The organism is Rhizobium sp. CC1099, assembly GCF_029714385.1.
GTDB lineage: Bacteria > Pseudomonadota > Alphaproteobacteria > Rhizobiales > Rhizobiaceae > Rhizobium.
Genome location: NZ_CP121642.1, coordinates 2454110 through 2479849, shown reverse-complemented (window position 1 = coordinate 2479849; position 25740 = coordinate 2454110). Strand labels below are relative to the sequence as shown.

Sequence of the window (25740 nt, the reverse complement as noted above, 5' to 3'; positions counted from 1 at the left end):
ATGCCGCCGGCAACTGTCGCAAGTCGAGCCCTTGTGGCCATACCGCTCTCCTTCCGGATCATCCTGTCTATTGGCCGGCCGCCTTGATGGCGAGCTCGACATCCTGCTTGACACGGTCAAGTGCTGCATCGACCTCCAATTCGCTATTCAGGACCTGGCTGATGCGCGTCGTCAGCGCGTTCATCATGGCACGCTGATAGCGCCAGCCCTGGAAGCGATAGGCGGCCGGCGCCATTTTCGGGATCTGGGCGATGAAGGTCGAAAGTGATTGTTGCGTACGCTCAGAGGCGCCCGGATAGGTCACGCCATTTTCGATTAGCGATTTTGCCGCCGGAATCTCCACGGCCGCCGAGACGATTTCGGCGTTGTTCTTCGACTGGGCGATATAGTCGATCAGCTTGCCGACCGCTTCGGGCTGTTTGGTATGCTTGAAGCCGACGAGCGCTCCGCCGCCCGGCATGACGGTGCACGATGAGGGCCCGCAGGGCGCAGGTGCCACCTGCCAGTCGAAGAGGTCCCCGACTTCCTTGTCCATCTGGCTGAGCGTCCAGGAACCGCCGAAGTAAAGCACGGTCTTGGCATTCAGGAAATCTGAGAAGAGTTCGCGATGCGTTGCGCCGCCGACCGCTCCCCAAAGGTCCATCGGCATTGTTCCGTCCTTGTGCCATGCCACGAACTGTTCGACGGCATCCTTCAGCCCCTTGTCGACAACCGGTTTGCCCTGGTCATCGACCAATTCGGCGCCGTAGCTGATGGCAAGGCTTGCAAAGCGGTGGCCGGAGCGGTCCATCTCCATGGCGTATTCGGTGTTGGTCGCCTTGGCCACCTTGCGTGTCGCTTCGGCCCATTCGGCCCAGGTTGCGCCCTCCTTGGGAACCGGAACGCCCGCCTGCTCGAACAAGGTGAGATTGACATAGGCGCCATTGACGGTGAGCGTCGTCGGCATGCCGTTGATTGCCTTGCTCGTCGGATTGGAGCCACGCAGCCATTGCAGGGTCTGGCTGTATTCCTTCTCGAAATTCGCGGCGTTCACATAAGGCGTCAGGTCGAGATAGTAACGGCTGAGGCCGCCGAGGTCGGTGATGATCGCCGCATCGGGGCCCTCGCCGGATTCGAGCTGCACCGGCAGGCTTTCGACGAGCGACTGATAGGGAACGGTCTCGAGCTTGACCTTGACGCCTGGATTTTCGGATTCGTATCGTTTGACGACCGGGTCCATGGTCAGGCAGCCGAAGCCGATATCGTCGCAAAAAACGGTGAGTTCCTGCGCCTGGGCAATACCCGTCAGCGCCGTGGCTGCAAGCAGCGTCGAGGCCGCCCACAAGCCGATGCGGGTGCGTTTCATATCCAGATCCTCCAGCGATCGCGACGGGCCTCCCGCCCGGGGTGGCGATCTGCCATAAACATGTCTGGACTTACCAGATTGTCAACCGGCAAGGCGAAAGAATTTTTGCCAAAACCAGTGCTAATGTGGCTGGTTTGCCGCAGTTCCATTTGCAAAAACATTCTTGACAGGTTCGAGCTTTGAGTGTCTGGTTTGACCAATTATCAGGAGACGAGAAGCCGCAGCTCCCACGGCTTTTGCAGGAGGACGAGACTAAAATGCTGAGATTTGCCGTTGTCGGAATCGACCATCCGCACACGTTTGATCATGTGAAGGGATTGCAAGCGGCGGGTGGAGAATTCGTCGGCTATTGCCCGAAGACCTCTGTTCCGGCGCTGCTCGAAAATTTCAAGAAGACATATCCGGATGCGCCGCAGATCGACCGCGAGACGATTTTCGCCGATCCGTCCATCGACGTCATCTGCATCTCCGCCATTCCGCGCGATCGCGCCGGTCTTGCGATCCGCGCCATGAGGGCCGGCAAGGACGTGATGACGGACAAGCCGGGCGTCACGACGTTTGCGCAGTTGGAGGAGGTCAAGAAGGCCGTCGCCGAGACAGGCAAGATCTTCTCGATCTGCTTTTCGGAGCGCCATTGCGTTCGCTCGGCGGTCAAAGCAGCCAAACTCGTCAAGGAAGGTGCGATCGGCAAGGTCATCCAGACGCTCGGCATGGGACCGCACCGGCTGCAGCTGCCGACGCGGCCGGACTGGTTTTTCGATCCCGAAGCCTTTGGCGGCATCATCGTAGACATCGCCTCGCATCAGATCGACCAGTTTCTCTTCTATACCGGCTCGACGAGCGGCGAAGTCGTCGCAAGCGCAATCGGCAACTTCGGCATGCCGGAGAAACCGGCATTCCAGGACTTCGGCGAGGTATTGCTTCGCTCCGACAAGGCGTCCGGCTATGTCCGCGTCGACTGGTTTACGCCCGAGGCGCTGCCGACCTGGGGTGACGGACGTCTGACCATTCTCGGCACCAAAGGCTATATCGAGCTTCGCAAATACATCGATATTTCCGGCCGCCCCGGCAAGGATCATCTGTTCCTCGTGAACGGCGAGGAAAATACCTACATCGACTGCAGCAGCGAGAAGCTCGACTATTTTGAAGCATTCACCGCCGATGTGCGCGATCGCACGGAAACGGCGATGACGCAGGCGCACGTCTACGAGGTCTGCCGCCTTTCGCTTGAGGCGCAGGCCAAGGCTTCCCGGCTCGGCGGACGATAGGAGGAGATATCATGACGAAGAAATTGCGCGTTGGCGTAATCGGTGCGGGCATCGCTTCGCGCCATCTGATCGGCTACGACTGGAACAAGGACCTTTTCGACGTGCCGGTGCTTTGCTCGCTGGACGAAGAACGCGGCCGCGAACTTTGCGAAATGCATGGCATTGGCGAATATACTCAGAATGTCGACGACCTCTTTGTCCGCAACGATCTCGACATCATCGATATTTCGACGCCGCCGGATTCTCATTTCGAACTCTGCAAGAAGGGCATCGAATCGGGAAAACATGTGATTTGCGAAAAGCCGCTCTTCGGCTCGATTGCCGACGTCGACGAGATGAGCCGCATTGTTGCGCGTTCCGGCGGCAAGAAACTCATGCCGATCTTTCAGTATCGCTACGGCTCCGGTCTTCAGAAGCTGAAGCTGCTGATCGAACTTGGTCTGACCGGGCGTCCCTTCCTGACGACGATCGAGACCCATTGGTGGCGTGGCCCTGCCTACTACGAAGTTCCGTGGCGCGGAAAGTGGAAGAGCGAGCTCGGCGGCGGCCTGCTGGGGCACGCGATCCATGCGCACGACATGCTGAACTATGTGCATGGCGCCTGCGCCGAAGTCTTTGCCTATGGCGCGACGCTGGTAAACAAGATCGAAGTCGAAGATACGATGGCGCTTTCCGTCAAGATGCAGAACGGATCGCTGGCGGCACTTTCCATGACGCTCGGCTCACGCAAGGAGATCTCGCGCCTGCGCTTCTGCTTCCATGATCTCGTCGCCGAAAGCATTCTCGAACCTTATACGATGGGTCGCGATCCGTGGAGCTTCATCGCAGGCACCGAGGAGCACCAGAAGCGTGTCGACGAAGCGCTCGCCGGCTACGAAGTGAAGGAAGACGGCTATACCCGCCAGTTCGAGCTGTTCCATCAGGCGATCATCGAAGACAAGGAGCCGCCGGTGACGCTGCAGGACGCGCGCAATTCGCTGGAACTGGTGACGGCGGCCTATCATTCGCAGCGCACCGGCAAGCCGACGCCGCTGCCGATCACCGCCGAGCATCCGCTTTACCACTCGTGGCTTCCGGACGAAGAGCGGCGTATGGCCGCCAGCGCCTGAGCGCCAAACAGACATGCGTCACCCGTCTTAAGGGTGGCGCCGCAAGGAGGTATCATGGGGGCAGCCGTACCAGCGCTTCGGCTTCAGGGGGAGCAGCGGCTTTATCAGATCGTCGCACGCCGTATTGCGCGCATGATCGAGGCAAACGCCAAGAACCCGGACTGGCGCATGCCTTCCGAACGCGAGCTTGCCGAAGAACTCGAAGTCAGCCGCCCGGTCGTGCGCGAGGCGGTTATTGCTCTGGAGATGCGCGGCCTGGTCGAAGTCAAGGGCAGGGCCGGCATCGTCGTTTTGCCGGTCCGCGGCAATCAGGTCAATTTTGACAAGATCAGTGCGGATGCCGGCCCCGGCCCGTTCGAACTTCTGGAAGCCCGGCTTGCAGTCGAGGCGAGTGCCGCCGCCATGGCGGCCGAACGCGCGACGAATTACGATATTGCCGTGCTCGAGGACTGTATCGCTCAGATGGAGCATGAGACCGACGTCACCTTAAACAACGAAAAGGGCGACCGCGATTTCCATGTGACGATTGCGCGCATGACCGGTAATGCCATCATCGTTTCAATCGTCGAGGCGCTTTGGGTTCAGCGCGACGAGTCGCTGATGTGGAAAAAACTGCATGAGCATATCCACGCGCCAAGCGTGCGCCCGCTCTGGATCGGCGATCACCATGCAATCCTGACGGCTCTGCGTCTGCGCAATCCCGACGCCGCCTACAAGGCGATGGCGCGCCACATCCGCAACGTCAGTAACGAGTTGATGGAAGCTGACGAAAGGGGACGGTTTGCGCCGGAAGTCATGCAGGCGGATGATGGAAAATCGCGCTAGCGGTATGGTCAAGGGTTCTGGGTTCAACGCCCACCTTCTCCAGCCTTTCGGCAGGGATTCCGATTGGCTCTCCTGTCCGGTAGAACGCACATGAGCGGCTGCCAAATGGGCAGACAGTCGACAGACAGTCGGGTGCGCTAACAGCCTGCTCCTGAACCAGGCTTTACCCCAGGGGTGATCCTGGCTCATCGTCGCGCGGCGTTTTCGGTACAAATCCAACAGCGAAGCCGAATAGCCTGCAGATCTTCTCTAGCGTCTCTAGAGTCGGGTTTCCTGTGCCGGTTTCGATTTCGGCAACCTGTCAGGAAGGGTGGCCAGTGGCGACTGTATCGGTTTTTAAGGTCTACGGGATAGCGGACGGATAGGGCGCGATGGTCGCAAACAGCTTTTCCATTGGCAAAATCGACAGAAGCTGCCTCAACAAAGTAATCGAGATCGTAGTCAATGACCGAGGCGCCCGCATAGCCAGCTGCTTCGTCTTGAAGTTGTAGGGTTGCGGCCCCACGCCATTCGCCATTGTCATGAACTTGAAGCGTCAGGCGCATGTTTAATCCCCTTTAATGGGTCAATTAATGCGCTGAAGTAAAAAAATAAACCCCTATGATGGTACAATAGAGAGTGCAGTGGGCAATGGATGGCGGTCTTCGTTTTGGTCTGAATCCAAAATGGCGCAGCACGACACCAAGACCACCCACGCCAGCCATAGCATCCGTGCCGGATTCGAGCCGCAAGAGCTATATGACCCGCAAAAATTTCCCGCTTTCATCGAGCCGAAATTCCGGTGAGACAAAACGAGGAAAAGCAACCTGCGAAAATCGAAATGGCGGGCCTGGAGGGCTCTCTCACGATCAGGATGGTTTGGCACCGAGCGCGTGCAGGATGCCGCGCAGTTCCGCCAGTCCGCGCATGCGGCCGATCGCGGGATAGCCTGGCGTGACGGTCTTGTTCAGATCATCCAGCATACGGTGACCATGGTCGGAGCGAAACACGATTTCGTCTTTCGGGCTGCGCTTGCCGTCCTCGGCCACGAGTTCCTTGAGAACCGCGACCATATCGACATCACCTTCCAGATGTGCGCTTTCATGGAAGGAGCGGCCGTCGCCTTCACGCTTGGTGGCGCGCAGATGCGCGAAGTAGATGCGCGAGGCAAAGCGTCGGGCGATCGCCGGCAGGTCGTTGTCGGCACGCACGCCGAGGCTGCCGGTGCAGTAGCACATGCCGTTGGCCTTTGATGGTACGGCCTCGAAAAGGGCGCCGTAGTCGTCTGCCGTCGAGGCAATGCGCGGCAGGCCGAAGAGCGAACGCGGCGGGTCGTCCGGATGGAGCGTCAGCTTGACGCCGCGCGCTTCGGCGGCAGGTGTGACGGCCTGAAGGAATTCGATGAGGTGCTGGCGAAGCTTCGCGGCGTCGATGCCGGCATAGGCGGCAAGCTTTTCGCGGAAGCCGGGAATGGTCAAAGGCTCGGTTGTCGAGCCGGGCAGCGCCGAGGTTATGATGCGTGTGATCTCGGCGATCTCGGCTTCCGGCATAGCCTCGTAGACATCGCGGGCGCGTTTCCGGTCGTCCGCTGAATATTCCTTTTCGGCGCCCTGACGCTGCAGCACGAAGAGGTCGAAGGCAGCAAAGCGTTCGTGGTCGAAGCGCATGGCGGTCGCGCCCGTTGGTATCTCGTAGTCGAGCTCGGTGCGTGTCCAGTCGACTACGGGCATGAAGTTGTAGCAGATGATCGGGATCCCACAGGCGGCGACGGCTTCGAGGCTTGCAATCCAAGCCTCTATTTCGGCCTTGGCCTGGCCGCCCTTGCGCTTGACTGCATCGGGGATCGGAATGCTCTCGACGACGGACCAGGTGAGGGACGAGCGGCCGGGCGGCGTGTTTTCGATCATGGCCTTGCGTTCGCTGACTTCGCTTTCCGTCCAGGCGCGGCCGATCGGCACCTGATGCAGCGAGGAAACGATGTTCGTCGCGCCCGTCTGGCGTACATCGTCCAGGGTGACGGGAGCCTCAGGCCCAAACCATCTCCAACCTTGCCGCATCTGTTTCCTCCTTGCTGTCTCGTTGCTTATGGTTCTGCCGGCTGCTTCAGCAGAAATAATCGGGATAACGTGTTCGAAGCTCCGCGACATCGGGGATGACGGCGCTCAGATGGTGAAGCATGGCGTTGCGGGCGGCTTCCGCATCGTGGGCTGCGATCGCATCGCGGATAGCACAGTGTTCGGGAACCACATTGTCCATACGCCCTAGGGCCGGAAGCGTCAGCCGCCGAGCTCGGTCGATCTGCACCTTGACCGTTTTCAGGATGGTCCAGATACCGGGATAGCCGGCGATCTGTATTATCGCCTCGTGAAAGGCCTCGTCCTCTTCATGGAAGCTGGACACGTCGCCGAGGGCGGCAAGCGCTTTCTGCCGGAAGATGATGGCATCGAGCCTGGCAATGTGGTGCGGCGTGGCCATCCTGGCAGCACTCTCGATGGTCGTGCCTTCCAGTGCTTTGCGAACGACAACCGCTTCCGGGATTGCCGATACGGGGATACGCGAAACGACGGTGCCGGACTGCGGATAAATCTCCACGAGCCCACCTTCGGCAAGACGAAGCAGCGCTTCACGCACCGGCGTGCGGCTGACGCCGAATTCCTCGGCGATGCGCTTTTCCTGAAGCGCAATTCCCGGCGGCATGCGCAGCGAAACGATGTCGGCATGAAGCCTCTCGAAGATCGCATCCGCCGTCGTTACGCGGCGAAGCTTCGCCGGTCTTTCCAAAAGAGCCGGAAAATCGATCGCTTCGGAACTGGACGCCTGCCGCATGGACTGCCTGAACATGACTTCGTGTTGCATACTAGTATATCAATCGAAGTCTGTTGCCAAGGCGCGCCGAGAGGTGCCACACGGCGCTTCCGCATCGACGAGGCCAAAGGCCTCAAGCCGAGCATTCCGCCCCAGCGGAAATCCTCAAGTTCTGCCGGCGCGAACTTGGCGGCAAGCAGTACGAGGATCTGGAACGCGCCCTCGCGCGGCTGCCGGCGACAAATATCCGCATCACCAACCTCAAGGGTGGCCGTGAGGGCCGGGACCGGCGCGCGACCGAAACCTTCCCCCTGATCGGCCGCTACAAGGTGGTCAGCCGTACCAACCAGGATCGGGTCGACCAGGTCGAGATCGAGATCCCGGGCTCGTGCGCCCCGATGGAAAGCCGACCATGCTGACGCTCAATCCGGACTATTTCCTGCTGTCACGGCCGCTCGCTCGTTTCATCTACCGGCTTGCGCGCAAGGCCGCCGGCGACACGACGGCCTTTTATTCCCTGAAAACGGGACACAGGTCGGCTGGGAAGGCTAAACGCGTTTGAAGCGCGCCTGAATGGCGGATGCCACCACGTTTCCATGGTGGCATCCTAACCCTTTACGGTTATCGGCTTCGCAGCCTGTACCGTGCCCGCAGTGAATCACGCCGGCCGAGGCTTGCCAAGCGGAATCCTTTTGCCGCCTGCCATAAGGACGTGATAGGTTCTGATTCATGAACACTCTGAAAACGCCCAAACTAAACCGCAACGCCAAGACCGGCCGCCTTTCGCAGGCGCGTGCCGAGAAGATCAGTGCCGTTGAAGGTCTCGTGCTCAGCGCGCGCATGCGCAAGATCCTCGCCCAGACCAAGGACCAGCCGGCCGAGGAACGCCGCCAGGCTATCCGCGCGCAGTTCGCTCGCAAGTCCGCCTAAGCATTGGTCTATACCGCCGAATCCGATCCCCTCTGTTATCCGGGCACGACTGTGCTCCGCAACAAGCTGGATCTGACTGACCAGGACGAGCTGGACGAGTTCGAGACCGCCATGTTCGTCATTCGCTCCGACGAAGCCTGGCCGGCCGGAAAACTCGACGTCGCGCATTATCTGGCGCTTCATCGCCACCTCTTCCAGGATGTTTACGATTGGGCCGGCGAGATCCGCACGATCCGGATCGGGAAGGGCGGCAACTGGTTCTGCTACCCCGAGCACATCCACGCCCAGCTGGGCCAGGCGTTTCAGTTCCTGGCGAATGCCAATTATTTCGAAGGCTTGGCGCCCGCCGAATTCGCGGCCCAAGCCGCACATCTGCTAGCCGAGATCAACGCGGTCCATCCTTTCCGCGAAGGCAACGGCCGCACGCAGCTGACGTTGCTCGCGGTCCTGGCCGAGCACGTTGGCCTTCCCTTCAATGAAGAGGCGCTTGATCGCGATCGCGTCCTCGGTGCCATGATCGAGAGCTTGCGGGCTCCGAAGCGCCGCTGGCGGCCCTGATCCTCGACATCATCACCGAACCCTCATCCTAACCCTTTTCGAAATATCCTCGGGGGGCCAGGGGGCAGACAGCCCCCTGGGGTACGCCGCGAATTTGCGGGTAGGATAGGGGTCTGGGGGACTCCCCAGGGGTAGGCGCGCGCAGAGCGCCGTGAATTTTTTAGGTATACAGGACGCGCCCAGGTAGTGTGGCAAGACGGCCGGCGCGACAAACAGGCCGAAGCCACCGATGATCAAGGAAAAACCGGCGGCAGCCACAAGTAGGTGGCTATCCGCCGGGCGGACTGTCTTGACCAGCATCGAGGCTTCTACACGCCTTATAAGGATGCTCAGCTGATGTTTTTCGTGCCGTCTGTCCACGACGCGCCCCTCAAGGACGACTTCAACCTGATGGACATCGCCTACTGTCGATGCGCATGATGCCGACTGTGACGAACCACAGTACGACGCCAAGGCCGAGAAGGACGGCGGCGATCAGGTACTGAACCGGATCGCGGCCGGTCCAAGGTCCGGCGAGGAACACACAGGTGATCGAACCCAGCACCGGTACAATCGTCGGTGCTTTGAAATGCGAATGTCCGACGCTGTCGCGTCGAAGCACGAGCGCGGCGATATTGACCACTGCGAAGACGCACAGCAGCAGGAGGGCCGTGGTGCCGCCGAGCGCCGGAACGCCGCCTGCGAACACGATCAGCGCGACGGCAAGAAGCGAGGTGAAGATGATTGCCACATACGGCGTCTTTCTGGCCGCATGAACCTTTCCAAGCACGTCGGGCAGAACGTTCTCGCGGCTCATCCCATAGATCAAGCGGCTCGCCATCATCATGTTGATCAGGGCGGAGTTCGCAACCGCAAACATTGTGATGATCCCGAAGATGCCGACCGGGAAACTCGGCACACCTGCCTGCACGACTTTCAAGAGCGGCGTTTCGCCTTCGCCGAGAGCGGCGGCAGGGACGAGTGTAATGGCCGATATCGCAAAAAGGATATAGATGGTGCCGGTGATCACCAGGCCGCCAAGGAGCACTTTCGAAAATATCCGGCTCGGTGCCTTGCATTCCTCGGCCATGTTGACCGAATCCTCGAAGCCGACCATGGCGAAGAAGGCAAGCGTCGTCGCCGCGATGACGGACCAAAAGACGCCGCGATCGCCGCTCGGCTGGAAAGTCCATACTCGGAAACGTCGCCTTGTCCGCCGGCGATTGCCCAAAAGCCGATGCCGATAATAATCAGAAGACCGGTGAGTTCGACGGTGGTCAGCAGTACGTTGAGCTTGACGCTCTCGCCGACGCCGCGAAAATTGATCGCTGCGACGAGCGAGATGAAGACAACTGCGATGAGGGTCACGCCATAACCGCCGAAATCGAAGCCGAAGGCTGTCGAGAAGTTGGCCGCAAAAGCGCGGGAGGCCGTCGACGCGGACGTAATCCCCGAGGACATGACGGCAAAGGCGACGAGGAAGGTGAGGAAGTGGATGCCGAACGCCTTGTGCGTATAGAGTGCAGCACCGGCGGCGCGCGGATATTTCGTCACCAGTTCAAGATAGCTGAAGGCGGTCAGCAGTGCGACGACGAAAGCAACCAGGAACGGCAGCCAGACCACGCCGCCGACCTGTTTGGCGACTTGCCCTGTCAACGCATAAATACCCGTCCCGAGAATATCGCCGACGATGAAAAGCAAGAGCAGACCGGGTCCCATGACCCGCTTCAGTTCCGGCTGCTCCGGAAGCGTCTCCAATGGTATCCTACTCATGCCCCCTCCTTTCAGATGTCCGACAATGACTGCATTTGCTCAGGCTTTTGGCAGCTAGAGCGGGAAATAGGAAAGAAAAGCAGTATTCTGAGCGTCGGGCAGCTGGACGAAGGCGAGCTTGCAGAGCCGGAGGTGGCACACCACATGCCGCGCCGCCAATGGAAGCCGCCGTCGCAGCAGGGACATCGAGAACGGTCATCGGCAAGTGGCTCTTGAATCTGGTGCCGAACTTCGCTTCACGGATCGTCGGCCTTCCGAAAGCGCTTATCCGCAAGAGGCTGACGGCGGTCGGTTCGGCATCCGGGCTCGAGTCCGCCCGGCCTTTTTGCTTTTTGTCGCTTAAGGCAGGAAACATCGATATACGGGCTTGAATTTGCTGCGTTGCAGCATTATCTTTTGATGATCCGAAGCGATTCACCCTCCTCCCGAGCCGCTTCGGTCCGACGGGCAGCACTCCTCCTCCCAAGCTGCCAGTCATTATCGAAGCCCGGCGCACCTCCTCCCGCGCCGGGCTTTTCGTTGCGCAAGCGCAGGCTTGTCGCAAGGAAGGTCGTACGCCGATTTGACCGCGCGCTACCGCGGTGATGAGACGGAAATTCTTGCGTCATAAGCCGCTGGAAATCTTGCGCCCCACACCCTGCGGGGGCTGGCTGCATCCGTTCACCTGAGCAAGCTGGAAGGGGGCCGGCATCGCCCAATCAGATTCGGCTATCCAGTGGTTAAACCCCCCCTCCGGTACAGTCGGTATACACTGCATGGCGAATGCTTTTTCCCGGTGGATGCGGTATAGTGTTTTCTTGAGGGTCGTCCTGGGGAGGGGACCCCGATGATTATTTCTTCCTGGCTGGAGAGCTTGGGATGCGGGCAGTATGCCTCGGCCTTCGAGATCAATGCGATTGACGCGGAGATGCTGCCAAAGCTGACCTCCGACGACCTTAAAGAGATCGGGGTGGCCGCCCTCGCGCACAGAAAGAAAATACTCGAGGCAATTGCTGGACTTGATGACGGCCAAGGGGCCTCGCGTCTGCGTCAGCAGGCGGATTTGACCGCCGTTCCTCCTCGCCACCAACCATTGTCCGCGCGTCCCCGGGAGGCGGAAAGACGCCAGCTGACAGTGATGTTCGTCGACCTGGTGGGTTCTACTGGCTTTTCCACCCATCTCGATCCTGAGGAAATGGGCGCGCTGTTGCGTGAATTCCAGAATGCCGTGGTGGGCGACGTCGTCCGCTTTGACGGCTACGTGGCGAAGCTGATGGGCGATGGCGTGCTTTGTTATTTCGGCTGGCCCCAGACCCATGAGGACGAAGCGGAGCGAGCCGTCAAGGCGGGTCTTGCAGTTGTGGAAACCGTCAAGGGCTTGTCGACCAAGGGCGGCCAGCAACTCTCCGTTCGTGTTGGGATAGCGACCGGTCTGGTGGTCGTCGGCGACTTAGTCGGCTCCGGCGCCGCTCAGGAGAATGCAGTTGTCGGCGAGACACCAAACCTCGCGGCCAGACTGCAAGCTCTTGCTGAACCGAACACAGTGCTGATTTCTGAACTCACATTCCGACTGATAGGTAAGCTCTTCGAGGTGAAGCGTATCCGTCCGCAGAAACTGCACGGTTTCGATACCCCCACGAATTCCTACCAAGTGATCGGGGAGGGCCGGGCGGAAAGCCGTTTCGACGCTCTCCACGCTGGGGGCACCGCTCCGTTGGCGGGGCGAGATCTTGACCTTGCCCTGTTGACCGAACGATGGAATCTCGCGGCGTCGGGGGAAGGTCAGGTCGTCGAGCTATTTGGCGAAGCAGGGATCGGAAAGTCACGCATCCTTCAGGAACTTCGCGAACGGTTGAAGGAGGAGAACGTCACATATTTGCGTTATTTCTGCTCACCTTATCATACGCAGAGCGCGCTTTTCCCAGTCATTGACCAGTTGCTGCGGGCTGCCAGCATTTCACGGACGGATCCGCCGGAACGGCAGCTGGCGTTTCTCGAAGGAGTGCTTGCAGCGACCAACAATCCGCAGGAGGAAGTGCCGCTGATTGCCACCCTGTTGTCGATCCCCACGGGAGACCGTTATCCTAAACCCGATCTGATGCCCCAAAAATTGAAAACGCGCACATTCGAGGTCTTGGTCGACCAACTGGTGGCCCTCGCGGGAGTAAAGCCGACCCTCATGCTGCTTGAGGATGCGCATTATCTTGATCCCGTATCGGCCGAGCTCTTCGATGTGATTGTGGATCGGATTCAAAAGCTTCCAATCATGCTGGTCGCCACATCCCGGCCGGAAGGCCTGGTTCGGTGGAATGGCCTTCCGCACGCAACTTTATTGACGCTGAACCGATTGAGTCGTGCGCAGGCGGCCTCGATTATCATGGTCATGACAGGAGGAAAGCGTCTTCCACCCTCGGTTCTCGACCAAATTCTTTCAAAAACCGAGGGCGTGCCGCTTTTCATCGAGGAATTGACCAAGGTCATCTTGGAATCAGGCATGCTTTGCGACACAGGCGACGACTACAAACTGTCAGGCCCCTTGCCTCCGCTGGCGGTACCCGCAACGCTGCACGACTCCTTGATGGCAAGGCTCGATCGGCTGGCCCCTGTCAGGGAGGTTGCCCAGATCGGTGCAGTGATCGGCCGGGAATTCAGTCACGAATTGCTGGCTGCTGCCGCTGGGCTGGCAGAACCCGAGCTGGAGAGGGCGACTGACCAGCTTGTGGCTGCAGGCCTGGTATTCCGCCGTGGTGGAGGCGGCGATGTCAGCTACGCCTTCAAACACGCATTGGTTCAAGATGCCGCTTACGGGAGCCTTTTATTGAGCCGACGCCAACAGTTACACGCGCGAATTGCGCACATCATGGAGGAAAGCTTTCCTGAAAAGGTGGAAGCTGAGCCTGAGTTGCTTGCGCATCATTTCAACCAGGCCTCTCTTTTAGACAAGGCCATCGAGTATAACGAATTGGCCGGTCGGCGTGCGCTTTCGCGCTCCTCGATATCGGAAGCGCTTGTTCGGTTCCAAAATGCCCTGAACGGATTGGCGGCTCTGCCGCCTTCCCAGGAGCGATCGCGGCGAGAACTAGCGATTCAGGTAGCGCTCGGCAGCGCGCAAGTGGCAGCGCATGGCTTTGCCGCGCCGGAAACAGGAGCGGCGTACCTGCGGGCCCACGAGCTGTGCGAAGAGCTTGGTGAGGTGCGCCAGCTGTTCCCGGTTCTCTACGGCCTCTGCCTCTACCATCTCTATGCGGCCGAGCTTGCTGAGGCACGTCGCGCCGCCGACAAGCTGCTGGAGCTGGCCGGTCACAACAATGACCGGGGCCTGTCTTTCTTCGCCCATCGGGCGGCTGGTGTCAGCGCGCTTCCCGCAGGCGAATTTTTGCGTGCTCGCGCCCATTTGAAGGAAGCGCTGTCACTTTATGACCCGCAGGAGCATCGGTCTGAAGCATTCGTGTATGCCTTTGACCCCCGCGTCGTCTGTCTCGATTATCTTGCCCGCACTCTATTGCCGCTTGGTTTGCCCGATCAGGCGATTGCGGCCAATGATGAAGCGGTGCGGGAAGCGAGAAGCTTAGGACACCGCAACAGTCTCGCTCTGCCTTTGTTTTTCGGCGGCGTTGTCCATCAGATACTCGGCAATCGGGAGGCTGTGAAAAGTCGGGCCTGTGAACTCCTGGAAATATCAGAAGAGGCCGGATTTCGCTTTTGGCAAGCAGGAGCAATGATCCTGCAGGCCTGGGCAATTGCCGAGGAGGGCGAAACAGATCGTGGCAGATCCGATTTGTTGAGGGGTATTGAAGAGTGGCGTCGCACCGGGGCGAAGTACATGTCGCCGTACTTCTCGGCGGTTCAAGCGCAGATCGACATTAAAGCCGGACATCCGGGTGCGGCCCTCGCCCTCCTTGTGGAAGCACAGCAGGTCATCGAACGTACCAATGAGCGTTGGTTCGCGGCCGAGGTTTTCCGTCTTCAGGGAGAGGCCATGCTGCAAATCGATCCCGAACGGAAAACGATGGCTGCGGAGCGCTTCGGCGAGTCGCTGGCCACTGCCCGAGCACAGGGCGCACGCTTTTGGGAACTGAGGGCAGCAACGAGCCTTGCCCGGATTGACAACGAAGGTTCCGCGCGTGAACAGCTTGCCAAAATTTGTGAAAGTTTCACAGAGGGTACGGCACTGCCAGACCTTAAGAACGCGCAATTGCTAAGCGGACACACCGCAGGAGCAGCTTAGCCCACAGCAGGGAGGTGACCACGCCGGAGTCGAATATCCGCGGGATAGTCAAGGACGCTAACGACCGCTGGAATGCAGCTTTCAACAGCGGAGATTCAGCTTCGATAGCGGCTCTATACACCGAAGACGGAACCGTGCTGCCGCACACACATGCAATCGTAAAAGGTCGCACGGCAATCGCCGATTTCTGGGCCGGAATGATCTCGGCCGGGGTCAAAGGCCACGGCATAGAATTGCTTGATGCCCATGATGCGGGTGACATCGCCTATTCCAGCGGCAGGTGGTGGGCGTCTGGTTTGGGAGCAGACGGGAAGGCGATACGCTACGAGGGCACGATCGTCACGATCTTGCGAAAACAAAGCGACGGTTCCTGGAAGACGTGCCTGCACACGTGGAACTGAAGCGGCTGGAGACGGGGGCACGTTCAGGAAATTCCCGCCGGGTGAGTTTATAACGCCTTGGGGGACGCGATGGACCCCACTCGATTGTTCAATAAGCCTACAACCCATTGAAATCGCTAGTAAATACTTTCCGACGGCGGCCAAACCCCGACAGTCGAGCCGTCAAAAAGTTACGCTGTTGATTTTCAAGAGAAATTCGCGGTGAAATTTATTTCGAGGTTTCACCAACTATCCGTGTCAGTCGGACGATTTTGTGGATCGATAACCTCGGCGCAGTATCTAACTCGCCTCAAAAAGTACCGTCACCAAAGTCATATCGTCGCCTACCTTGGGCTAACCAAAACCCCAACCTCATTGGTCGAACGACCTCTTCTAGCCTCGTTGGATACCATGAGTTGTTAGTCGGCCATTCGTCCCTGCCCTGCCTGTCCGCTTCGCGCCCGCATTTCAGCCATTCGAGCAACCTCGGCGATTTTCTGAAAGCTGCCGGTCCGCTTGACCCATCCCGATGTCGACAAGTGGGTGGGTCGGCGGAAAGGCTCGTCGGCGCCAACTCCTGCACGTCCCGGGATCCTGGGGGCTTCCCACTACAATGAAGCCTTTCGCTATGGTAGACCTAGAATGCTGCGAACATGTAGAACCGCTGATGGTGGACGATCAACTGAACTCGTTCGGTTGACAATAGCGCAGTCCGGGGAGGAGGTCGCCATGGCATCGATCGACGAGAAGAACCTCGAAGAGAAGCTGACGGCGCTAGAGTCGGCCCGGACCTGGAGTGCGCGGCTCGTATCCAAGCTCGAGAGCAACATCCGTTCGGCAAGCGACGCCGAGCTCTTCCGCATCAATCCGATCAAATTCGCCGCCGACAAGAGCCTCAACGAGGAGGAGACGATTGTTCTCTTCCTGCACGCCACCGCCCTAGGTCTCTTCGATATGACCTGGATTCTGATCTGTCCGGTCTGCTCCTGTGTCATCGATAGCTTCCGGGCTCTCAAGAATCTCCGCAGTCACTGCCGCTGCACCCACTGCCATCTGGATTTCGTGGCGGCTCTCGACGACATGATCGCGATAACCTTCACCGTGAACCCGGCCATTCGCCGCATCTCCTATCACGATCCGCAGACGCTGACGGTGGAGGATTATCTTTTCCGCTACAGCTCGACGAATGAGGGCTTGATCCCGGACGGAACGCCTTTCGTCCACCTGAGGGAGATGCTGAGCCGCGGATTAGCCTATATCGAGCCGGGCGAGACGACCGCTTTTGAGATAATCGCAGAGGCTGGCATATTACATGGCAGCAGCTCCGACAGCGACGCAGGTATCACATTCATTGTCGATCCCGCGCTTCCGACTGGCGAACAGCGCATTGCAATCCGTCTTGACCTCGAGTCCAGCACGCCGGACGCGGGCACCATCGCGACCGGCAAGGTGATTTTCGAGATGTCCAATGTCGCGGACAAACGCATCGAGTTCGGGATCCTTCAACTGCCGCCCGGCGTCGACAGGCCGCCGCCGCTCCACTTCGCGCCGTTCCTCTCAGGGAAGCGGCTGCTCACGACCCAGACGTTCCGCGACCTCTTTCGCTCCGAGGTGATCCGCAGCCACGAAGGGCTCGGCGTCACGGACATCGCTCTCCTTTTCACCGACCTGAAGGGCTCGACTGCACTTTATGACCGGATCGGAGACCTGAATGCCTTTGCACTTGTGCAGCAGCATTTTGAGCGGCTGCAGGACGTGACGGTCCGCCACAACGGCGCGATCATCAAGACGATCGGCGATGCGGTGATGGCAGCGTTCCTGAGGCCTGCCGATGCCGTGCGCGCGGCGCTCGACATGCGCAGCGAAATCGCCTCGTTCAACAAGCGGCAGCCAGACAAGGCTCTGATCCTCAAGATCGGCGTTCACAGAGGCGCGGCAATTGCGGTCACGCTGAACGAGCGCCTCGACTATTTCGGCCAGACCGTGAACATTGCTGCGCGCGTCCAAGGCCTTGCCGACGCCGACGAGATTTTTGTCAGCCAGGACGTTTACGACGCGACCGGGGTTCGCGACGGACTGGCGGCTTTTGCGGTCGACCCGAGAACTGCACATCTTCGAGGCGTGCGGCAGGAACTGCCGGTGTTTCGGGTGGGAGGGGCCGTTTAAGGCGAGCTGAGCGATTGGCCCACGGACCATGCGTCAGAAAAGCAGTGTGTGTGTGTGTGTGTGTGTGTCGAACCCCCGATCACCGAAAACTCCCGAGGGAATTGGTTCGACCCGCTCTGTTGCCAACGCGACTTCGTTCGGGGAGGTCAAAGTGGCCAAGGTCAGCGCTGCGATCTATCTCAGCCCACCTGTGACGATGTTGTGGGGTTGGATGCTGTTTTCCGAACCGCTGACAACAGCGATGTTCGCGGGGCGGCCCTGCACATTGCGGGGCCGCACCTCCCAGAACGATTTTCCGTGTTTCCAAGTTAAGCGGTCGGCTATACGCCGTCATGGCAGCCGTTGGACACAGACTTATTCGATCCCGTAAGCAGGCGTTCGGACATTGTAGCCGCACGAGTTGCGCCCGCACCTTTCGGCTCCGCCATGCTCGTCGACATGACTTTCGTCGCCTAGCCGCTGCCGGGCCAGTTCGGCGAGTTCAATCGCCTCGACTTCAAGGTAAGTATGGCCCAAATGGCAACGCAACAGCCCGTCTACCGACTTGGAATCCTGAGGCCGCTCCAGGGGCGCTACGACCCCTTCTTGACGTCTGGAAGGTTCGTCACGCCATCCGCGAGTGCGCGCGCAAACGCCCGCAGTGTTGCCGTGTAATTGGTGAAGCGCTTCTTATCGAGCTTGATGGGATCGCCCTCCTTGAGCGCGATATTGCGCCCTGCCGCCGTCGTTACTAGAGTGATCGCCTTGCGGTTTAACACCGTGATGCCGTGAGCGCAGAGATTGCGGACCGTCACTGCTCGACGACCGTGCGCGCTTGCCGCCTTTGATCCCCGACCAGTCGCGGCCGCCCGCTTTTAAGATGGCATCGCCCCAAACTTCCATTGCTACGTCAGTGACGTAGCGCTCGGCTGCGTCACGAATCGGCTTGAGTCAAGAAGATTCCGGCTTGTGGGCCGGCTATTTTGCTGACATTATTCCCTGTTAACGGGGTTGCACTGTGGCAGGTGTTCAAATGGGGGGGCATAAGGATGGCAAAGGAACCTTCGAGTACCGCTTCTTCTGCGAATAAGGCGGACGAAAATCTGATAGGTAATGCAGAGGGAAACGGGCTGAACTTCATGGCGGCCCAGGCCCGCGAGGGCGGGATCTCCGGTGACGCTGTAGGTGTCGACAAGATACGCGATCTGCTGTTCGGCAACCAGATGCAGGACTATGACCGCCGTTTTTCCAAGCTTGAAGACCGGTTCTTGCAGCGCTTTAAGGATGTCGAATCCGAGGCCAAGCGCAATCTTGAAACGTACGAGTCAAATTCAAAGAAGCAGGTCGAATCGCTCGCGGCGCAATTGCGGAGCGAAAAAGATGCACGAGCCGAGGCCGACAAGGAGATTGACCGGAATCTTCGCGAGCAAAATCAGGCACTTGAAAAGCAGGTGCGCGCGTTGTCGGACCAATTGAGCGAGCTTGAGCGCGACGTTGCGGACCGGATAAATCGAAGCGATCATTTGCTGCGTGAGGAAATCAAGCAAAAGAATGAAAGCATTCAGATGCTAATGGAGAAAATGTTTTCCGATCTCAGCAACGTCAAGACCGACAGAAATCTTTTGGCTGGCCTGTTTGTCGAGGTTGCAAAATGCATAAATCAGGATTCCGGCGGTAGCAAGAGCAACTCGGAACGTGGCTGGAAAGTGAGTTGATCGGAACTTGACGTCGACCGTCGACCCAATCAGGCTTCCTCAAAAAGCCGCCTCGAACGATACCGAGATTGATCGCGCGGCTCTGGCTATTCTTTTGGTCGAAATTGCTCGGAACATTGATCCGGACCATCATGCGCGTTTCGACGGAGTTCCAACCGCCGATCGTCGCATGGAAACGCTGCGCCAGTTGCTGGTCGGCCGCGAAATTTCGGAGCTTTCACGAGTTACGCATCTGCTGGGCGAACCGGAGCAGCTTGCGGAAGCAGTGGGCGGCGTTCTTCCCAGTGCAGCCGCACGGGCGCCTCATGCGCAGCTCGGCGAGGCCCTTGCGCCAGCCGTCGAGAGGGCTGTGCAACGGTCGATCCAGAAGAGCCCGCGCACGCTGACGGATATATTATACCCGGTGTTTCTGCCGGCAATTCGCAAGTCGATCGGGGAAAAGATCGACCAGACCTTTCAGTCGCTGAATGAAACTTTAAGACATATATTTACCTGGCATGGGCTCAAGTGGAGATTTGAATCTTGGAGAACTGGTGCCAGCTTCTCGGAAGTTGTTCTGAAGCATTCTCTTGTCTATCGTGTAGAACATGTCTTTCTCATTAACCGAAATTCCGGGCTTTTGATCGCGCATGTAACTGCCGATAATGCAACGAGCGAGGATCCTCAACTCATTTCTTCGATGCTCAGTGCAATTCAAGACTTTGTTAAAGACTCATTTAACGAGAAAGAACAGAGCGGCCTGGACACTATCCGCTTTGGGGAGCTTCGTCTCTGGTCAGAAGTTGGACCGTTTGCGACCTTGGTTGCGGTGATCCGGGGAAATCCGCCAGAGGAATTACATGAAATAGTTCGCGATGTGTTGCTTCGCATCCATGATGAATACTCACAGGCTTTAGAGCAGTTTGACGGCGACGGTTCTCAGTTAGCCGGCATAGAGACGCAGTTGCAGACCTGCGTTGAACTGAAGCAGGAGGACTCAAACCAGGGATTTCCGTGGCTGGTGGTGGCTGCAGTCCTGCTGGTTTTGATTCCGGCAGGCGGTTGGTTCTTTCTTTCCTGGCAATCCGGGCAGCGCTGGCAGGCCTATGTGTCGCGACTGGGGACCCAACCGGGCATCATCGTCGCCCAACAAACGGTGCGCGATGGACATTTCTACATTTCCGGCCTGAGAGACCCGCTTGGCGCCGACCCGCAGTCGCTGTTGTCTGGAACGCAGGTCGATCCCGCCCGCGTTCATTCACGCTGGCAATTCTATCAGAGCCTTGAGCCGGAGTTCGTGTTGAAGCGGCTGACGGCGTCGCTGGCTCCGCCGGATACAGTACGACTTTCGATCGTCAAGGATCGCATCGTTGCCGAGGGTGAGGCTGCCGACACCTGGATAGATCGGGCGCGCGCAGCGGCCCGACAGCTTTCGGCAGGCGGACCGGAATTCGACATCTCCAAGGTTCGTGATGTGAGCCCCGAAGCACGCGCGGCGGAGCACTGGCAGGCCTATGTGTCGCGACTTGAGGCCCAACCGGGCATCATCGTTGCGGAACAAAAGGTGCGCGATGGCCAATTCTACATTTCCGGCCTGAGAGACCCGCTTGGCGCCGACCCGCAGTCGCTGTTGTCTGGAACGCATGTCGATCCCGCCCGCGTTCATTCGCAATGGCAATTCTATCAGAGCCTTGAGCCGGAGTTCGTGTTGAAGCGGCTGACGGCGTCGCTGGCTCCGCCCAAATCTGTTCTGCTTTCGATCGTCCAGGGTCGCATCGTTGCCGAGGGTGAGGCTGCCGACACCTGGATAGATCGGGCGCGCGCAGCGGCCCGACAGCTTTCGGCAGGCGGACCGGAATTCGACATCTCCAAGGTTCGTGATGTGAGCCCCGAAGCACGCGCGGCGGAGCACTGGCAGGCCTATGTGTCGCGACTTGAGGCCCAACCGGGCATCATCGTTGCGGAACAAAAGGTGCGCGATGGCCAATTCTACATTTCCGGCCTGAGAGACCCGCTTGGCGCCGACCCGCAGTCGCTGTTGTCTGGAACGCATGTCGATCCCGCCCGCGTTCATTCGCAATGGCAATTCTATCAGAGCCTTGAGCCGGAGTTCGTGTTGAAGCGGCTGACGGCGTCGCTGGCTCCGCCCAAATCTGTTCTGCTTTCGATCGTCCAGGGTCGCATCGTTGCCGAGGGTGAGGCTGCCGACACCTGGATAGATCGGGCGCGCGCAGCGGCCCGACAGCTTTCGGCAGGCGGACCGGAATTCGACATCTCCAAGGTTCGTGATGTGAGCCCCGAAGCACGCGCGGCGGAGCACTGGCAGGCCTATGTGTCGCGACTTGAGGCCCAACCGGGCATCATCGTTGCGGAACAAAAGGTGCGCGATGGCCAATTCTACATTTCCGGCCTGAGAGACCCGCTTGGCGCCGACCCGCAGTCGCTGTTGTCTGGAACGCATGTCGATCCCGCCCGCGTTCATTCGCAATGGCAATTCTATCAGAGCCTTGAGCCGGAGTTCGTGTTGAAGCGGCTGACGGCGTCGCTGGCTCCGCCGGATACAGTACGACTTTCGATCGTCAAGGATCGCATCGTTGCCGAGGGTGAGGCTCCTGCCAACTGGATCAACCGGGCGCGGGCCGCCGCAGAACAACTTTCGGCGGACGGAGTGGTTCTGGATGTCTCGCAGCTGCGTGAGCTGAACCTTGCAGAACTTAATTATTTGAGAGAGGCCATCCAGGCGACCGATATTTTCTTCTATTCCGGCAAAGCTGTGCCGGGACCAGAGCAGATGCCGGTCCTCGACAGGTTGGCGGATCAAATAAAGGAATTCGCCCAAAATGCCCGCAAGTCAGGCGTAACAGCGCGGTTCATGTTGACCGGCCATGCGGACGCCACGGGCCGTGAGACGGCCAACGTGTCGATCAGCGCCGCCCGCGCCGAGACAGTTCGTGCGCTTCTCAACAAGCGCGGCGTCGCTCCGGAACTGCTGCTGGTTCGGGGCGCTGGCACCTTTGAGCCGGTGGTGCCTGAAAATAGTCGAACTGGGAGCTCCACCAATCGCCGGGTTTCGATTACGGTAAGCCTAGAGTAGTGCGGAGCTAGGATATTGCAAAAAAAGATCTGCATGTTGGGTGGGTTCGCTGTCGGAAAGACGAGTCTGGTTCGCAGGTTTGTGCAAAGCATCTTTTCAGATACCTACTTGACCACGGTGGGAGTGAAAATCGACAAGAAGAGTGTCGCACTCCCGGACAAAACCGTGGATCTAATTTTGTGGGATTTGGCCGGCGAAGACGATATCGGCTCATTCCGCGTCAGCAATGTGCGGGGTGCGACCGGGCTCGTGCTTGTCGTCGATGGAACCCGCGCCGCTACTCTTGCCGTGGCGCTCACTCTGCGCGAGCGGGCCGAGGCCGAATTCGGCGCTATGCCGTTTGTATTGCTGTTCAACAAATCCGACCTGGCCGATCGGTGGGCAATATCGGATAGTGAGATTAACGAACTCAGGCAACTTGGATGGCAAATCTATCGAACAAGTGCGCTTTCGGGTGAACATGTTGATGATGCGTTTCGTCAGCTTGCTTCGATGGTCACCAAATAGACCATGCATAGATTGCCAAGAGAAGTCGGAAGCTGGATTTACGATTTCTTCTACAATGAGCACTCTGTCGCATATCTGAAAATTGACGCCCAGCTTTGCATAGCTGCGAAGGGCGGTAACGTTAAACATTACGGGCTCTCATCGCTTCGCATTGGCAAGCCTGTTGCCGATCAGCTTGAATTTATGGAAGGTTTGCTGCCTTGCCCGGAGCTTCCATATCATATGGCCATGGTCGAACTGCCCAGCGGGCGTGTCGCGGACCTTCATCTTTTTGCCGGCAATGCCTGCGTGTGGCTGCTCTTTCTTGACGCCACTGCCGAACGCGACAACAAGCAGCGGCTTCAACAGAAGGCCTATGAAATGACGCTCCTGCAAGAGAGGGAGCGTCAACTCAACGAGAAATTACAATCGACGAACGAGGCGTTGAGGAAGAGCCAGGAGGGATTGTCGCGTGAATACCAGCGCGCCGAATCCCTACTCCTCAACATTCTTCCGGCGTCGATCGCGGAGCGGTTAAAAGCGCACAAAAAAATTGCAGACAACCACGCAGAGGTGAGTGTGCTTTTTGCCGACATCGTCGGTTTTACGGAAAGAACGCGGAGCGTCGGAGCCGTGACGACGCTCGCTATCTTAAATTACTTCTTCAAGGCGGCGGATCGGCTCTCGGAACGATACGGCTGCGAAAAGATCAAGACAATCGGCGATTGTGTGATGGTGGTCGCTGGCCTGCCCACCGCGCGATCCGATCATGCAGAAGCCCTCGCGCACTATGCACTTGAACTGCGGAAGGCGGTTAAGCGCGAACGCTTCGCAGGAGAACCGCTGAGACTCAGAATTGGAATTCACTCGGGACCAATCGTCGCTGGCGTCATAGGCAAAAGGCGGTTCGCCTATGACCTGTGGGGCGAGACCGTTAATCTCGCCTCACGCATTCAAACGTCCGCGGAGCCCGATGAGATCCGTATTTCGGATGCAACTCACCAACTGCTTGGACCAAAATTTGCTTGCGACCTACTCGAGGAAACGGAATTGCGTGGTACAGGTCGTGTGCGAATGTGGCGGCTCCCGGCTTGATTTGCCGCTTGGCAGTGCCGACCCTGGAACGCATTGCATCTCAAACTAATCAAACATCATGGTTTCGAATGTCCGCAGAGGTGCGCGAAGCAGTCGACCACCGAGCGACCGCCAAAGGTCTGTCCTGGGTCAACTCAGAACATCGGATCCTGGAGATTTAAGTCCGCTATCGTTCTTGCCTGCGCCACAAGCGGACCTACTGCTCTCGGCCCCCTTGCTGTCGAGACGCCATGGCAGCTTCGCGCCCGCAAGACGGTCGTTGACACACCCGGTTTGTCGTTCTGAAAGCTGCCGGTCGGCTACGAAAGCGACAATGCCGCCAGTGAGCCGTTCAGGCGGCTAGCGTCTTTCCCGCAATAATCGAGTGCTTCCCATCCCATTCACAATACTTTCAGGGCTTCAGGTGAGTTGAGCGAGGATATCGTCGACGACACTTGGGACGGTATCTGCCGTGTCGATATTGATGCCGACGGGGAGGTATCCCCGAGTATGATGGTAGCGGAGTACCAACGCCCGCTCGGCCGGCTCGAAGCCCGGCTCATTCGGCCGCCCATCTAATCGTCGGTTCAATGTCTCAACGTCTATGTCCAGCACGAAAACCTTGTCGAATAGGTCTAGGAATTTATCGAAATTGCGCGAGCCGCCACAGAAGAAGGTGATAGGATGGGTGGTGTCGGCAGCAAAAGCGCGGACCTTGTCGACAGGCCAGATCCAGTGCGCGTATCCCCAAACGATGCGGTCCGCGCCTGTGGGTGGTCCTGCGAGTGCCTGGCCTGTCTCGGGGTCGCCGACATAGGCCAAGACCCGGTCACCATGGACGACATGGTAGCCCCGCCGCTCCAGTTCGGTAGCGACAGACGTTTTTCCAGTGCCGGAACCGCCTTCGATCAGATAGTTCTTAATTCCCATAGGCGCCGTTTATCATGGCCTTCAATCCGGTGAGAAGAGACTTTACGTGCGGACGCTCCACCAACGAACTCACCTGATCAAGGACAGCTTTCGGTACTTTTCGGATTAGTGGCGAATGTCTAGCGGATAAGCGCCTCATATCGGTCGTCAAAGCCACGTTGAGCAACTTCCAAAAGCGGACTTCGCCAGCGCCCGCACCGGAACTTCGCGGCTGCGGACCCACCCAACAGTCTCTGCGAGCTTCGGCCACCGCTTAACTGCGGATTTCGGATTAACGGGACATCGATTCCGGTAAATCCCGGACAGTCGTTTCACTAAATCGCGGACAGTCTCGGGGGATCGACTTTCGTTCGCCTGGTTGATGTCATGGGTTATTGATTTCGGCGTTTCGCGCTTCGGTCAAGAGCGGTCGTGGTTTTTGCTTCCTCATGCTGTCTCCTTCGAGTGCAATTCGATGGGCGTTATGGACGATGCGGTCGAGGATGGCGTCAGCGATCGTCGGCTCCCCGATCATCTCGTGCCACTGCGCCACGGGGAGTTGGGCGGTGATCAGAGTGGATTTCCGGCGGTAGCGCTCTTCGAAGATTTCCAGGAGATCGAGCCGCTGCTGATCGCTGAGCGCATGGGTTCCCCAGTCATCGAGGATGAGCAATTGAACACGCGCGAGCTTGTCGACCAATCGAGGGAACCGACCGTCGAGGCGCGCCAGCGCCAAATCCTCGAAGAGACGGGGCATCCGGACATAGAGAACGGAATAATCGAGGCGGGCCGCCTGCCGTCCGATGGCGCAGGCAAGCCAGGTTTTGCCCGTTCCCGTTTGTCCGGTCAGGATCAAGTGCTCATGGGCTTTGAGCCATTCGCCTTGGGCCAGGGTGAGAAGCTGTCGGCGGTCAAGGCCGCGATGGGCGGCGAAGTCGATGTTCTCGATGCAAGCGTCGGGGAAGCGCAGTTTGGCGATTGCAAGCCGGCTGGTCAGGCGCTTGTCGCCGCGCACGGCCATCTCCCGGTCGAGCATCAGGCCCAGCCATTCATCGCGGTTGAGATCGCTGCCCTCGGGCTGATTGGCCAGTTCGCGATAAGCTGCCGCCATGCCGGATAGACCGAGTGCGTGCATCTGGTCGAGGGTTGGATGTGTGAGCATGTGAGTGTCTTCCTTTCT

Annotated in this window: 20 protein-coding genes and 2 pseudogenes; 14 read left to right on the top strand and 8 right to left on the bottom strand. The window is 58.8% G+C overall.

Annotated features, from left to right (window positions below; all coding sequences use genetic code 11):
* Positions 1 to 67 precede the first annotated feature (67 nt).
* Entirely contained in the window at positions 68 to 1345 is a 1278-nt protein-coding gene (locus QA644_RS33195; RefSeq protein ID WP_283073221.1) for an ABC transporter substrate-binding protein, read from the bottom strand.
* Positions 1346 to 1602: 257 nt separating this feature from the next.
* Here QA644_RS33195 and QA644_RS33190 point away from each other — a divergent pair, with 257 nt between their 5' ends.
* From QA644_RS33190 to QA644_RS33180, 3 genes are read left to right on the top strand one after another with little or no spacing between them, the layout of a single operon-like run.
* Positions 1603 to 2613, top strand: a complete 1011-nt coding sequence (locus QA644_RS33190; protein ID WP_194731814.1) for a Gfo/Idh/MocA family oxidoreductase — start codon at positions 1603 to 1605, stop codon at positions 2611 to 2613.
* An 11-nt stretch (positions 2614 to 2624) separates the two neighbouring features.
* The gene (locus tag QA644_RS33185) at positions 2625 to 3722 is read left to right on the top strand and encodes a Gfo/Idh/MocA family oxidoreductase (RefSeq protein WP_194731813.1); all 1098 of its coding nucleotides are present in this window, start codon (positions 2625 to 2627) and stop codon (positions 3720 to 3722) included.
* Between the two features lie 54 nt (positions 3723 to 3776).
* On the top strand, positions 3777 to 4547 hold the full coding sequence (locus QA644_RS33180; protein WP_074072933.1) for a FadR/GntR family transcriptional regulator: 771 nt from the start codon (positions 3777 to 3779) through the stop codon (positions 4545 to 4547).
* 163 nt (positions 4548 to 4710) lie between these two features.
* On the opposite strand, the pseudogene QA644_RS33175 reads toward QA644_RS33180, so the two are convergent.
* The 3 genes and pseudogenes from QA644_RS33175 to QA644_RS33165 form a co-directional block, all read right to left on the bottom strand.
* Positions 4711 to 4848 (bottom strand): annotated as a pseudogene (locus tag QA644_RS33175) (helix-turn-helix transcriptional regulator); the annotation flags it as partial.
* Positions 4849 to 5395: 547 nt separating this feature from the next.
* Entirely contained in the window at positions 5396 to 6583 is a 1188-nt protein-coding gene (uxuA, locus tag QA644_RS33170) for a mannonate dehydratase (protein WP_283073220.1), read from the bottom strand.
* Positions 6584 to 6629: 46 nt separating this feature from the next.
* Positions 6630 to 7352 carry a GntR family transcriptional regulator gene (locus tag QA644_RS33165; protein ID WP_283074080.1) on the bottom strand — a complete coding sequence of 241 codons (723 nt, stop codon included), beginning with the start codon at positions 7350 to 7352 and terminating at the stop codon, positions 6630 to 6632.
* Between the two features lie 53 nt (positions 7353 to 7405).
* Here QA644_RS33165 and QA644_RS33160 point away from each other — a divergent pair, with 53 nt between their 5' ends.
* The 4 genes from QA644_RS33160 to QA644_RS33145 all read left to right on the top strand — a co-directional run bounded on the left by QA644_RS33160 (position 7406) and on the right by QA644_RS33145 (position 8819).
* Positions 7406 to 7750 (top strand): replication initiator protein A, encoded by a 345-nt coding sequence (locus QA644_RS33160; protein WP_283073219.1) that lies wholly within the window; start codon positions 7406 to 7408, stop codon positions 7748 to 7750.
* Positions 7744 to 7893 (top strand): replication initiator protein A, encoded by a 150-nt coding sequence (locus QA644_RS33155; RefSeq protein ID WP_283073218.1) that lies wholly within the window; start codon positions 7744 to 7746, stop codon positions 7891 to 7893. The genes QA644_RS33160 and QA644_RS33155 overlap by 7 nt, the downstream gene beginning before the upstream one ends.
* 167 nt (positions 7894 to 8060) lie before the next feature.
* Positions 8061 to 8261: a hypothetical protein gene (locus QA644_RS33150; RefSeq protein WP_283073217.1), complete on the top strand. Its 201-nt coding sequence runs from the start codon at positions 8061 to 8063 to the stop codon at positions 8259 to 8261.
* A 51-nt stretch (positions 8262 to 8312) separates the two neighbouring features.
* On the top strand, positions 8313 to 8819 hold the full coding sequence (locus tag QA644_RS33145; protein WP_349254134.1) for a Fic family protein: 507 nt from the start codon (positions 8313 to 8315) through the stop codon (positions 8817 to 8819).
* A 382-nt stretch (positions 8820 to 9201) separates the two neighbouring features.
* Here QA644_RS33145 and QA644_RS33140 read toward each other — a convergent pair.
* Positions 9202 to 10571: pseudogene (locus tag QA644_RS33140) on the bottom strand (APC family permease).
* 826 nt (positions 10572 to 11397) lie between these two features.
* On the opposite strand from QA644_RS33140, the gene QA644_RS33135 reads away from it, so the two are divergent.
* From QA644_RS33135 to QA644_RS33125, 3 genes are all read left to right on the top strand, one after another.
* Positions 11398 to 14778 carry an adenylate/guanylate cyclase domain-containing protein gene (locus tag QA644_RS33135; RefSeq protein WP_283073216.1) on the top strand — a complete coding sequence of 1127 codons (3381 nt, stop codon included), beginning with the start codon at positions 11398 to 11400 and terminating at the stop codon, positions 14776 to 14778.
* 14 nt (positions 14779 to 14792) lie between these two features.
* Positions 14793 to 15179, top strand: coding sequence for an SgcJ/EcaC family oxidoreductase (locus QA644_RS33130; protein WP_283073215.1), 387 nt, complete (start codon positions 14793 to 14795; stop codon positions 15177 to 15179).
* Positions 15180 to 15887: 708 nt separating this feature from the next.
* Positions 15888 to 17324, top strand: coding sequence for an adenylate/guanylate cyclase domain-containing protein (locus tag QA644_RS33125; RefSeq protein ID WP_283073214.1), 1437 nt, complete (start codon positions 15888 to 15890; stop codon positions 17322 to 17324).
* Positions 17325 to 17896: 572 nt separating this feature from the next.
* Here the strand turns inward: QA644_RS33125 and QA644_RS33120 are convergent.
* A complete protein-coding gene (locus QA644_RS33120; protein ID WP_283073213.1) occupies positions 17897 to 18118 on the bottom strand; it encodes a hypothetical protein in 222 nt (73 codons plus the stop codon).
* Positions 18119 to 18352: 234 nt separating this feature from the next.
* Between QA644_RS33120 and QA644_RS33115 the strand changes: the two genes are divergently transcribed.
* The 4 genes from QA644_RS33115 to QA644_RS33100 all read left to right on the top strand — a co-directional run bounded on the left by QA644_RS33115 (position 18353) and on the right by QA644_RS33100 (position 23672).
* The gene (locus QA644_RS33115) at positions 18353 to 19018 is read left to right on the top strand and encodes a hypothetical protein (protein WP_283073212.1); all 666 of its coding nucleotides are present in this window, start codon (positions 18353 to 18355) and stop codon (positions 19016 to 19018) included.
* A 943-nt stretch (positions 19019 to 19961) separates the two neighbouring features.
* Positions 19962 to 22091 carry an OmpA family protein gene (locus tag QA644_RS33110; protein ID WP_283073211.1) on the top strand — a complete coding sequence of 710 codons (2130 nt, stop codon included), beginning with the start codon at positions 19962 to 19964 and terminating at the stop codon, positions 22089 to 22091.
* 12 nt (positions 22092 to 22103) lie between these two features.
* Complete coding sequence (locus tag QA644_RS33105; RefSeq protein ID WP_194731870.1) at positions 22104 to 22598, top strand: Rab family GTPase; 495 nt, start codon at positions 22104 to 22106, stop codon at positions 22596 to 22598.
* 3 nt (positions 22599 to 22601) lie between these two features.
* Positions 22602 to 23672 carry an adenylate/guanylate cyclase domain-containing protein gene (locus QA644_RS33100; protein WP_194730436.1) on the top strand — a complete coding sequence of 357 codons (1071 nt, stop codon included), beginning with the start codon at positions 22602 to 22604 and terminating at the stop codon, positions 23670 to 23672.
* Positions 23673 to 24071: 399 nt separating this feature from the next.
* Here the strand turns inward: QA644_RS33100 and QA644_RS33095 are convergent, their stop codons facing one another.
* Together QA644_RS33095 and istB are read right to left on the bottom strand one after the other, a co-directional pair.
* A complete protein-coding gene (locus QA644_RS33095) occupies positions 24072 to 24581 on the bottom strand; it encodes a nucleoside kinase (RefSeq protein WP_283073210.1) in 510 nt (169 codons plus the stop codon).
* A gap of 364 nt (positions 24582 to 24945) precedes the next feature.
* A complete protein-coding gene (istB, locus tag QA644_RS33090; protein WP_283073209.1) occupies positions 24946 to 25722 on the bottom strand; it encodes an IS21-like element helper ATPase IstB in 777 nt (258 codons plus the stop codon).
* Positions 25723 to 25740: the final 18 nt, after the last annotated feature.

Coding starts and splice junctions, on each gene's coding strand:
- QA644_RS33195 (WP_283073221.1), bottom strand. CDS start 1,345: ATGAAACGCACCCGCATCGGCTTGTGGGCGGCCTCGACGCTGCTTGCA.
- QA644_RS33190 (WP_194731814.1), top strand. CDS start 1,603: ATGCTGAGATTTGCCGTTGTCGGAATCGACCATCCGCACACGTTTGAT.
- QA644_RS33185 (WP_194731813.1), top strand. CDS start 2,625: ATGACGAAGAAATTGCGCGTTGGCGTAATCGGTGCGGGCATCGCTTCG.
- QA644_RS33180 (WP_074072933.1), top strand. CDS start 3,777: ATGGGGGCAGCCGTACCAGCGCTTCGGCTTCAGGGGGAGCAGCGGCTT.
- uxuA (WP_283073220.1), bottom strand. CDS start 6,583: ATGCGGCAAGGTTGGAGATGGTTTGGGCCTGAGGCTCCCGTCACCCTG.
- QA644_RS33165 (WP_283074080.1), bottom strand. CDS start 7,352: ATGCGGCAGGCGTCCAGTTCCGAAGCGATCGATTTTCCGGCTCTTTTG.
- QA644_RS33155 (WP_283073218.1), top strand. CDS start 7,744: ATGCTGACGCTCAATCCGGACTATTTCCTGCTGTCACGGCCGCTCGCT.
- QA644_RS33150 (WP_283073217.1), top strand. CDS start 8,061: ATGAACACTCTGAAAACGCCCAAACTAAACCGCAACGCCAAGACCGGC.
- QA644_RS33135 (WP_283073216.1), top strand. CDS start 11,398: ATGATTATTTCTTCCTGGCTGGAGAGCTTGGGATGCGGGCAGTATGCC.
- QA644_RS33125 (WP_283073214.1), top strand. CDS start 15,888: ATGGCATCGATCGACGAGAAGAACCTCGAAGAGAAGCTGACGGCGCTA.
- QA644_RS33115 (WP_283073212.1), top strand. CDS start 18,353: ATGGCAAAGGAACCTTCGAGTACCGCTTCTTCTGCGAATAAGGCGGAC.
- QA644_RS33100 (WP_194730436.1), top strand. CDS start 22,602: ATGCATAGATTGCCAAGAGAAGTCGGAAGCTGGATTTACGATTTCTTC.
- QA644_RS33095 (WP_283073210.1), bottom strand. CDS start 24,581: ATGGGAATTAAGAACTATCTGATCGAAGGCGGTTCCGGCACTGGAAAA.
- istB (WP_283073209.1), bottom strand. CDS start 25,722: ATGCTCACACATCCAACCCTCGACCAGATGCACGCACTCGGTCTATCC.